The organism is Thalassospira australica (assembly GCF_000763295.1).
Classification (GTDB): Bacteria; Pseudomonadota; Alphaproteobacteria; order Rhodospirillales; family Thalassospiraceae; genus Thalassospira; species Thalassospira australica.
This window is the reverse complement of the sequence record NZ_JRJE01000023.1, coordinates 19813-29913: the sequence shown is the minus strand read 5'-3', so window position 1 is coordinate 29913 and position 10101 is coordinate 19813. Positions and strand designations below refer to the sequence as shown.

Genomic DNA, 10101 nt, shown 5'->3' with positions numbered 1-10101 from the left:
ATCAACGTCCATTGATGATTGCAGCGACAGCATAGATCATGGCACCGCGTTTAATGAGTTTATCTATTATCCAGTTGAAGTCGAATGCTTTGTCAGCCATCAAGCCGCAGCAGGGTCTATAAATCACGGGATGAGGCACTTCAGGATATCTTCGATTACATAGAAATGTTCTACAACCCGAAGCGCAAACATAGTACTAATGGGATGTTGTCACCCGTCGAATTCGAAAGACGACAAATCTGATCCATCCGGGTGTCTACAATTCCAGGGGCTGTTCAGGCAGCTAGGTATAACCACAGCACAAAGTTTTGAGCGTTTTTGTCGTATCGTGTGGTGATCGTGCAGATGTACGCGAGATCGCCAAGCATGCGCTAGATGCCGTTCCATTCACGATAGTGCTTGGGGCAAAATCATCAGGCTGTTTGTTGAACGCTGCACGCAACGTTTCTCGTCTGGGATGGGGCATATGTCAAGTGTTTCGGAACGTTGTGTTCATCTGATTCCTGATCAGTATTCAGGTTATGTGAGGGTGATGAGAACGCAACTCCGTCATATACCGCACGCTTAACGTTGGGCAAAACGCCCACTGTTCAGATACGTGTGCAACAATGATTATCAATAGGAAGAAAAAACAGTTTTGCGGTTATCAGTTTGGCCAAAAGCGTGTACGCAAGTCATACTGATCTTTGACGGAACTGTTGGAACAAGATGGGTTTGATTGATGGCGCGGCGTCGTGATGCAGAGTGCACCATATCCGATCTGACACAAGGTGGTCGTTCTGGCTCAACTCTATACAAGATGGAACTTGAACTGGCAACGGGCGAAAAAGACCAGATTGTCGTTGGCCCCGACAGGGATATTTCCGATCAGGTTATCCACCGTCATCACGAACGTGTTTTGCTGTCCAATGGCGGCAGTGTTGATTATCAGCGCCTTTCCGTGGATCAGGATATGGTCATTACGGCAGGCAGCATATCTGGCAAAAAGCTCATCATCGCCATGATCGCCCTTGAGGGCGAATATTCGATGACCCGGCCGGAAGATGGATCGGAAATCCTTTTCTCATCGCTACAGGGCCATTTGTTTGTGCATGAAGGACTGGAAACTTCCTTCACATTGCCCGGCGGACAAGATGTTCAGTCGCTGGGGCTGAGCCTTACACCCGAGATATTCGCGCGCTATTTTGATAATAATGTTCCGGCAGCTTTACAGTCGCTTCTGGACGGAGACGCAGGCACGATCGACCCCATCGGGTTTCCTGTGAGCAGTGCAATGCGCGAAACATTGATCCAGAACCTGCGCATAGAGACATCGCCATCGCTCCAGCAGATCAAGATGGAAGGCATCGGGCTTTTGTATCTGACGCTGATCGAGCAATCTTTGCGCGTAACCACAGACGTAGATGATGGTCAGCCCCTGGTAAAACGCGCAGATATCGATAAGGCGCAGCGTGCCTATCAGATACTGCAAGACAATCTAAGGGAACCACCGTGCCTGTCTGATCTGTCCATACAACTTGGGATAACTGAAAAGCGTCTCAATCAGGCGTTCCGCGAGCTTTATTCCGATACCGTTTTTGAAGTGCTTCGGGATGTCCGTATGGAAAAGGCCAAGATACTGCTGGAGCGCACGGATATGGCGATCAAGGAGGTTGCCTGGGACGTCGGGTATAACCACTCAACCAATTTCTCGACCGCGTTTAACCAGAAATACGGCATACCCCCGGCGGAATACGTCAGAAAGGTCAGATCAGGTGCCGTGCGACTTGTGAAGAACGCCTGATCAACCCCACCTTCCCGCACTTTGCTTGTCAGGACGGAGTTCGGCTTCCTGCCTGTCTGCATACAACTTCGTCCCTTCCCCATACATTAGGTCTCTGTCACCCCGGATGGCGCTTCGCTAATCTTTGGGAAATATGTCTGCGCCCGCACAAGGCATGCATCCAAAAGCGTGCCATGCGGGCCCGGATAAGGATGCGCATGGCCGCATCGGGGACAGATTAAACGGGGCAGGATGCAAAATTTATCGCAACGGCTATGTCAGGTCATAGCCTTTTCAGCTTTGCTTGCGGTTGGAGGATGTCAGACCCTTGAGGGGGGCGGAACATCAAGCATATTCTCAAGCGACCCGAAGACGGTGGCACAGGGTGATCCGTCCAAAAAGGGCAATCAGGTTCAGCTTCTTGTCACCGAGGCGTTCAATGCGCTTGAACGTGGTGATCTAGATATGGCATCGCATGCGGCCAATCTGGCACTGAAGCTTGATATCACAAATCCGCACCTGCAGTTTTTGAATGGCTATGTTTATCATCAGCTGGGCGACGATGGTGACACCGCCAAATACAGCATGGCCGAGCAGGGGTATCGGCAGGCCCTGAAGTTTGATTCGGGCAACCTTGCAGCGCATTATCAGTTGGGCCTGTTGTACAAAAGCCAGCGCCGGTATCAGGAAGCCCAGACACATTTCTCGTATGTGGCGATCTACCGGTCGGACAGCCCGGATGTTCTCTATAATCTGGCGGTCGCTTCATACTTCGCCCATGATGCGCAAACCGCTGATGCCGCCCTTTCCCGTTTGGCAAATATCACCCCGGACGCGAACACCAGTCCTGAAATCCTCAAGGCCCGGATGATGGCGCTTGCCGCGATGGATGACCGGGCGGGTGTTGACAGTTTGATGGCGCAATATGCCAAAGTGGTACCGGATCGCAGTGATCTGAATTTCGTGCGCCGGCGCGTTGATAACTGGCGGTCGTTTTATGAAAGCGACGCCAAGGTGATTTTGACCCAGGGTGGCTATGATCCCTATGCTGGCGGCGGCACCACTTATCAAAGTGATCCTTATGGTGACCCGTATGGGGATGGTTCCTCCGACGCTTATGATGCCTATGGGGATGCCCCCGCAGATGCATATGGCGATGAGATCGTTACCAGTCAGGATGATGCATCAATGGTGGTCGTTGATGTGGTCCTGATCGGAACACAGGAAGACATGCGTGATTCGCGTGGGGTGAACCTTCTGAACGGGTTGCAATTGCAATTTGGCAATCCGTTGACCGGAGCGCCAGCAGCAGGGATTTCCAGCACCAAAACGCGCGATTTCCTTGGTACAGGGCTGGAAGAAAGTACCAAAACCATCACATCCCAGATCAGCATCCCCGCTGTGACCTACTCGCTGAACATCGCCAATTCGCTGAACTCGGATAATCAGATATTGGCCAAACCAAGTCTGGTCGCCCAGACCGGGAAAACATCAGAATTCTTTTCAGGAACAGAGATTCTTGCTGCCGCCGTTTCAGGCGGTAACGGGGACAGTGTTTCCGTTCAAAAAGAAGTCGGTGTGAAGCTTGCGGTTACGCCAGAGGTCTTGGCTAACGATGAAATCAGGTTGCATGTGGTGGCCGAACGCACCTTTCTGACCGACCCATCTAATTCAGTTGTGTTTGAGTTCCGTCTTGATACGACAAAAACAAACGTAAACTCGACCGTAACGATGAAGTTCGGCGAAACACTGATCCTTGGTGGTCTGAGCGAACGCGAAACGTCGAAAGTTTCTGATGGTGTGCCGGTTCTCAAGGACATGCCGATATTAAGCTATCTGTTTTCCGAAAAAACCGAACGCAATTTCGAAAAATCCATCCTGATTTTGCTGACCCCGCGTCGGCCGCATTATGTGCGCCGATCTGCCGAGGACCGCGAACGCATTATTGGTCAACTTTCACCACTTGAACAGGATGTTTCACGCTTGGAACGGCGCCACAGTGACTGGTTTACGCCTCGCCCAACCTTCGAAAGCATTCTCGACAAGCTGCAGGGCAAAGCATTTTTCGACGAGTTCCGAACGGGCGACATGGAGATCAAATCATCGTTCGATGACACCAGTGTTGAAGAAAACCTGACGGCTCTTCGCAAGCATTTGCTAACTGAGTCCTGATCCGGGGCCACCCAATAGACAGGCTTGATTATGAAAGTACCTTCACATTGTTCTGCCTTTGCAGTTTTGGTCGCTGTTGCATTGCTTGTCATGCCGGGCGCAGGCCATGCGGCGAATCTTCTTGATGATGGGGTCTGGTTCTCCCTGCCAGGGCAGGGACAGGATATTTCAGTCACCTCGATTGGCGAGGCCTATGCAATTTCCACTGATGGCACGCCGCTTAGATGGGATCCACGTGAAGAAAGTTGGCGCACCATGTCAGGGTCCTTTGCCCGCATCACGGGTGCTGCAGAGCGCCGCCCATGGGTGATCGATGGCGATGGGGATGTGTATCGCTATAACGGTCTGTGGTGGGAACGCAAAGACAGTGATGTTGTTGATGTCGCGGGCAATGCGCTAGGTCAAATCTATATCGCAAAGGCCGATGGTTCCATTCATCGCTGGCTTGAACTGCGCCACAGCTGGGAAAGGGTCGAGGGGGTTGCAAAACGTTTGGCATTGGACCCAGACGGTAGGTTATGGGCGGTAACACCAACCAATGAAATCCGGATGCGCGATGATGAAGGGTGGCATGCCTTGCCGGGCCGGGCACGCGATATTGCTGCCGGGGTTAATCAGCGCGTTGCAAAGGTCCATCCAGATGGCCGCGTGTTGCTCTGGCGGCAGCGTGTCCAGCAATGGTTCGCACTGCGCGGTGTGACAGAGGCAATGGAAATTGCTGTGACCCGTTCAGGGGCGCCGTGGGTTGTCTTGCAAGACAACCGTATTCTGGCGAAGGTCCGGATCGCGGTTTCCTCGGAGATAGAACAGGATGACGAACCAACCGGCGCAGAAGAGCTCTCCGCACCGGATGCCAAAGCCGATGATATCAAGGCAGATGAGATCAGGGCCGATGAAATTTCATCGAATAGTCCGAAAGCCGACGACGCAACTCCACCAACAAACCAAGCAGAACAATCCCGCGCAGAACAGCTTGCACCACCACCCTCGGAAACAGAAATTGCGTCAAATGGTGACACCGGACAAGACGACAGAACGGAACGCCCTGTTTCAGATGATTCGGCAAGCGATCAAGCCAGTCGCACCTATTCGGGCAGTTTGAGTTTTACCGATACACGCGACGTTGCAGACCGTGTGGCGATTGGTCGGGATGGCAGCGTTTTTGCCATACGTGGCGGGGATATATTGCGTTGGTCAAATGACCGGCGTCGCTTTAACGATTTTCCGGGCAGTTTGGTCCGTCTGGCGGTGAGCCCGGATGGTAATCCTTGGGGTGTTTCCGCACTTGGTCGTGTGTTTCGTCATACTGGACGCGATTGGCAGCAGGTTATCGGGCAGACTGCTGCGGACATCGCCATTGGTGCAAATGGCGATGTCGTCACGGTGAATGCGCAGGGGCGTCTCTATCGTATCGATAGCAACGGCATGGGGTTTACGCCTATTGATGGCCGGGGTGTTGCCGTTGCAGTGATGCCTGATGGCAGCCCGTGGACCATTCTTGAAAATGGCTTCCTGCAATATTGCGGTGAAACAGGCTGTCAGAACGTTAGCCAAAAGGCATCCAGCCTTGCAATTGGTTCTGATGGCACTGTCTGGATTGTGACGCCAGATGATTTCTTGCGGCGATACAATTCGGACACAGGCGAGTTTGAAACCGTCCGCATTGCAGCGAGAACGCCCAAGCGGGTAGCGGCCGGGCCACAGGGCTATCCGTGGGTGGTTGCCGAAGATGGATCGGTGCTATCAAGTCAATTCTTTGAACGTGATGAAAGTGACGATCTTCGTATCGCCGCGCGTACATCCGAAGAAATGGATGGCACAGGCGAAACAACATCGGTGACCTCAAACGAAGTCGAAGGTTTCACATTCACCAAGAACATTCGCTTTGAGACCATCAACACAGACGCGGCACCATCAGGCGCCGATATCAAGCTTTCCATCGGCAATGACGGGGATGTCTACGGTTATTCCTATTCCAGTGGTCAGGGGCAATCCGGGGACATGTTTGTCTATGACGAGCGCCGCAAACGTTTTGAAAGCGAGTCCACCGGTTTTGGCAACCAGAACGCCAACATTCAGGATTACGATATCGCCAGCAATGGCGATATCTGGGCTTATACCACGTCGCCGTCGGTCGGTCTTTTCAGGGAACGCAATAACAGCCAGCAGGAATTCACCATCAGTGGCCTGACGCCCGAAGGTGTCTCTGTTGCACCCAATGATACGGTTTATGCCATCTTATACACTGGCGGGGATTACTGGCTGTATTACAAGGACCCGAACCGCAATGGTTTTGCGCGGTTTGACGATTTCAATTCGCTTTACGACGTCTCGGTCGGGCCGGGCGATGATGTGTGGATTGTGGATCGCAACCTTTATGTTCGGCAGTGGACCGGATCAGAGTTTGAAAAGCGTCCGCGTCAGGGACAAAAGGCCGTTTCAATCCGGGTGTCGAGAAACGGCGTGGTCTTCATTCGCAGTGTGGATAACGACATCTACCGCTGGAATGCGACCAACAAGAGCTTTGATCTCATCAACAATTCCAGAGCTGAGAATTTCGACGTCGAAGAAGACGGACGTCTGTGGCTGAGCGTGGACAACACGCCAATCGTCAAACGGGCACGCGATTAGGAGCAAGGACATGAGCAACACAAACAACGCGTCCATTTCTGTGGATATGGCGCACCAACGTATACCTCAAACAAGAACAAGAAACTCTGTCAGCTATTCCGGGTGGCATTTCACGGTTGCTCTGGTCGTTCTGATACTTGGTTTGGCCGGAATGATGTTTGCCAATTCCCCGGCAAGGGCAGAAACCACTTGTGGGGGGCTTGATAAAAACGGCAACCTACAGGAAAGCTGTGAGGGCCGACCGGCCAAATATGAAGGAAAACCGGGTACAAGCTGCCCGTCGGGACAGTTTTACGATCTTGAAGCATGTTGGTCCTGCCCGTCTGGTTATTCCCGATCAGGTGACCATGTCACGACAGGCACGGCCTGTCATAAGGTCACGGACAAAGATATCTTCAGTGATGCAAAACCGGCACAACGTCTTAGTGGCGTGTCGCAGTGCCCCTCCGGAAGCTTCTTTGACATGTATAATGGGGGCACTTGCTGGCGCTGCCCGTCGGGCTATAACCGGACCATATTTGATCCGGTATACTCCGACAAAGCCTGTGAACGTGTGACGGGCTTTTTGCAGTTTAGCTGGCGCAAGGCGGAATTCAAAGGTGCAGAATGTGGTGGCGATAATACTGTTTATGATTTGATTGATGGCGGCACCTGCTGGTCATGCCCGGATGGCTATGTTCGCACGATCAACTCGGTCAAAAGCAATCAGGCTTGCGGGCGTCCGATTTTTGAAACGGCATCGGCTGAGAAAAAAGGCGAAGCAGGATGCAAGCAATATGGTAACAACGCATTCTGGGACCCAAAGAACTTTGGTAGTTGTTATAGCTGCCCGGCCGGGTATACCCGATCAAAGGAATCCGTTGATTCGCCGCGCGGGTGCCTTGCCCCTGCGATTGAATGGGAAATGGCGCCTTATGCGGGCAAAGGCTTCATGCAGATGGACGGTGCGGCCGAAGTCGTCCTGAAATTGATCGAAGAGCGCACGGAACTCGAACGTATTGCTGTTAGCATGGGCCGTGCTGTTGGAACGGACGGGACACGCTCCGTCGAAGCGCTTTGGCAGGAAATTGCACAGTTTCCCGAAGAAAGCCTAGCATTGCGTTATGCGGTACTTAATCACGTAATTTCCGCTGTAGAAAGTGGTCGTGTATCTGCCAGCAGCCCGGAAGGGCGCCTGATCCGGGAAATAGAAACTTTTGCCAACGGCTATCGCGTGTATCTGGCGACAGAGGCCATAAAAGCCTATGACGTCTGGCACGCGGCCCAGACTATTAAGCTTAAGAACAAGCAGGAAGCTAACACAAAAGCAGGACGTTCGGATATGCGTTTCCTGTTCAGTGATCTGTTACCTGTGCCGCCGAACTTTGAGCAGGTGACCAACCGTGCCGCTCTGGTCAATACAGTGGCGGCAGTTCCGACACTCGGCATGTTTTCAACGGCTCTTGTTCCACTTGATGATGGCAGCGTTGCCGATCAAATGATCTACAAAGTTTTTCCCAACAGAACAGACGGACACTACGACCAATTTGATGAAATAACCAACCTCGAAGATAAAATGAAGCGCGTTGGGCAAGAGGCAGGAGACAGTGTCGATAATATCCTTGGATCAAGTGATGACGTTGGCAAGGTCGCAACAAAGGTCGGTCAGGAAATGGGTGAACGGGCCGATGATGCCGCACGTGTTGCGGCAAAGGCGGCCTTCAAGGTATCAAAAAAACTGATCACCAAGATGCTTGCGGTGAGCGGGCCGCAAATCGTCATTGAGATCGCAACAGCCATTTTTGAAGCAGAGTTGAACAAAAACCTGGCCAAGGCTGATGCGCGTCCAGCACTGATGCGTGCACTTGAACATGCCAAATCCTATAAACCAAGCCTGAAAGTCTGGCTGCAAAACAAGGATGAGGCCGCCAAGGTTTATTCATACTGGGCCTTGGCTGCCAGCAACGAAGTACGTCCTTCGGCAAGTGATCTGAAAAAGATCGAAGCTGCGGCAGGCGCGCATTACAAGGACACCCGCTTCAGCGCGGATCCGCTGTATTTTGTTTATAACGAAGGCCAGTGGCACAATTTTGATGGCGGTGCGACAGCCATTTCAGCGGGGCCGTCCGGTGATGTCTGGCATGTTGGTGGTGGTCATGTCTATTGGGCTGACCCGGTAAACGATAACACTTGGTCGGAAATCGGCGGGGGAAATAACGTTGTCGATATCGCCGCAATGCCCGCCCGAAAAGAGGCCTTTGCCCTTTTCGAGGGGGGGGCAATGAAGGTCTATGATGGCCGTTCCTGGCGCAATGTACCGGGGATCGGACACGCTGTTGATGTTGGCCCGGATGGACGCAAATGGCATATTGGCGGCAGCAACAGCCTTTATGTTTCCGGCCCGGATGATTTTAGATGGCAGCGGGTCAATGGCCCCAAAGCCAAAAAGATTTCGGCAGGGCCGGGAGGCATGCTGTGGGTCATCGATACAAATGACAAACTGCATTATCTTCTGAACGACCAATGGAAAGACTTTGGCCGGAAAGCCCAGGATGTGGCGGTCAGTCCCGAAGGTGCGGTCTGGATTACCAGTCTGGGTAACGAGGTCTTCCGGCTGTCCTATAACGGCCAGTGGAAGAAAGGCAATGGCGGAACCATCCATCAGGTAGATGCTGGCGAGGCGGGTACATTGTGGGCATTGCGGCCAGATAACGCGATTGTCATGTATCGACACAAATCAGCGTCGCGCCCACCAATGGCTGATCCCGGCTCGTTCATTGATTCAACCAAAACCATTGTGCAGGACAACGGGATTACGATCACGCATATCGAGGTCGACGAACCAACAGTTACCTATGTCGTGATGTCCGGTCCCAAGAAGTGGCGAGATGTCGCCGGTATCGCAAGCCAGGTCAGCATCGGCAAAAGCGGGGATATCTGGCATATCGGTGGAAGTGGCTCGCTTTACATCCAACCCAAAGGACATTTGGGGTGGAAGCAGGTTCTTGCATCCGGTGTCGCACATGTTGAAGCCGACCGGCTTGCAAACAATGCCTTTATCCTGACCACGGATGGCAAAATGTGGAACATCGATTCCCTCGGCAAGAAAACCCAGATTTCGGGCTGGGCTTCGGACATTGCCGTCGATGACGCAGGTACCCAATGGCATGTTGGCGGGAATGGCAGCATCTATCGCATGGGCGGCAATGGTTGGGTGCAAGTTCCGGGAAATGTGTCCAGAATTGCGGCGGGTGCGAATGGAGAAGTCTGGTCTGTTGGCCGAAATGGCGAAATCTATCAGTTCGCAAATAACCGCTGGAACGAGATGCCCGGATCTGCCCGTGACGTCGCAGTTGGGCTTGACGGATCGGTCTGGCACCTTGGCGGCCCGAACGGAGACGTTTTGTATAAATGGAACGCCAAGGACAAAAACTGGAAGGGCGTCGATGAAACCAAGGCACAGACTGTGTCGATCGGTCCGGATGGTGAAATCTGGGTCGCCCGCCCGGATGGCTCCATGACAGTCTATGACTAAGATTAAACTGGGTTGGGAGCCA

Annotated in this window: 4 protein-coding genes and 1 pseudogene; all 5 read left to right on the top strand. The window is 52.7% G+C overall.

Annotated elements, in window-relative coordinates; all coding sequences use genetic code 11:
• Positions 1 to 117: 117 nt before the first annotated feature.
• Positions 118 to 243, top strand: a pseudogene (locus tag JF44_RS20175) (IS3 family transposase); the annotation flags it as partial.
• Between the two features lie 478 nt (positions 244 to 721).
• The gene (locus JF44_RS19970) at positions 722 to 1783 is read left to right on the top strand and encodes a helix-turn-helix transcriptional regulator (protein ID WP_081944419.1); all 1062 of its coding nucleotides are present in this window, start codon (positions 722 to 724) and stop codon (positions 1781 to 1783) included.
• A gap of 231 nt (positions 1784 to 2014) precedes the next feature.
• Positions 2015 to 3934 (top strand): type II and III secretion system protein, encoded by a 1920-nt coding sequence (locus tag JF44_RS0110970; protein WP_081944418.1) that lies wholly within the window; start codon positions 2015 to 2017, stop codon positions 3932 to 3934.
• A gap of 30 nt (positions 3935 to 3964) precedes the next feature.
• Complete coding sequence (locus tag JF44_RS0110965) at positions 3965 to 6565, top strand: tectonin domain-containing protein (RefSeq protein WP_156111669.1); 2601 nt, start codon at positions 3965 to 3967, stop codon at positions 6563 to 6565.
• A 10-nt stretch (positions 6566 to 6575) separates the two neighbouring features.
• Positions 6576 to 10079, top strand: coding sequence for a tectonin domain-containing protein (locus JF44_RS0110960; protein ID WP_156111668.1), 3504 nt, complete (start codon positions 6576 to 6578; stop codon positions 10077 to 10079).
• Positions 10080 to 10101: the final 22 nt, after the last annotated feature.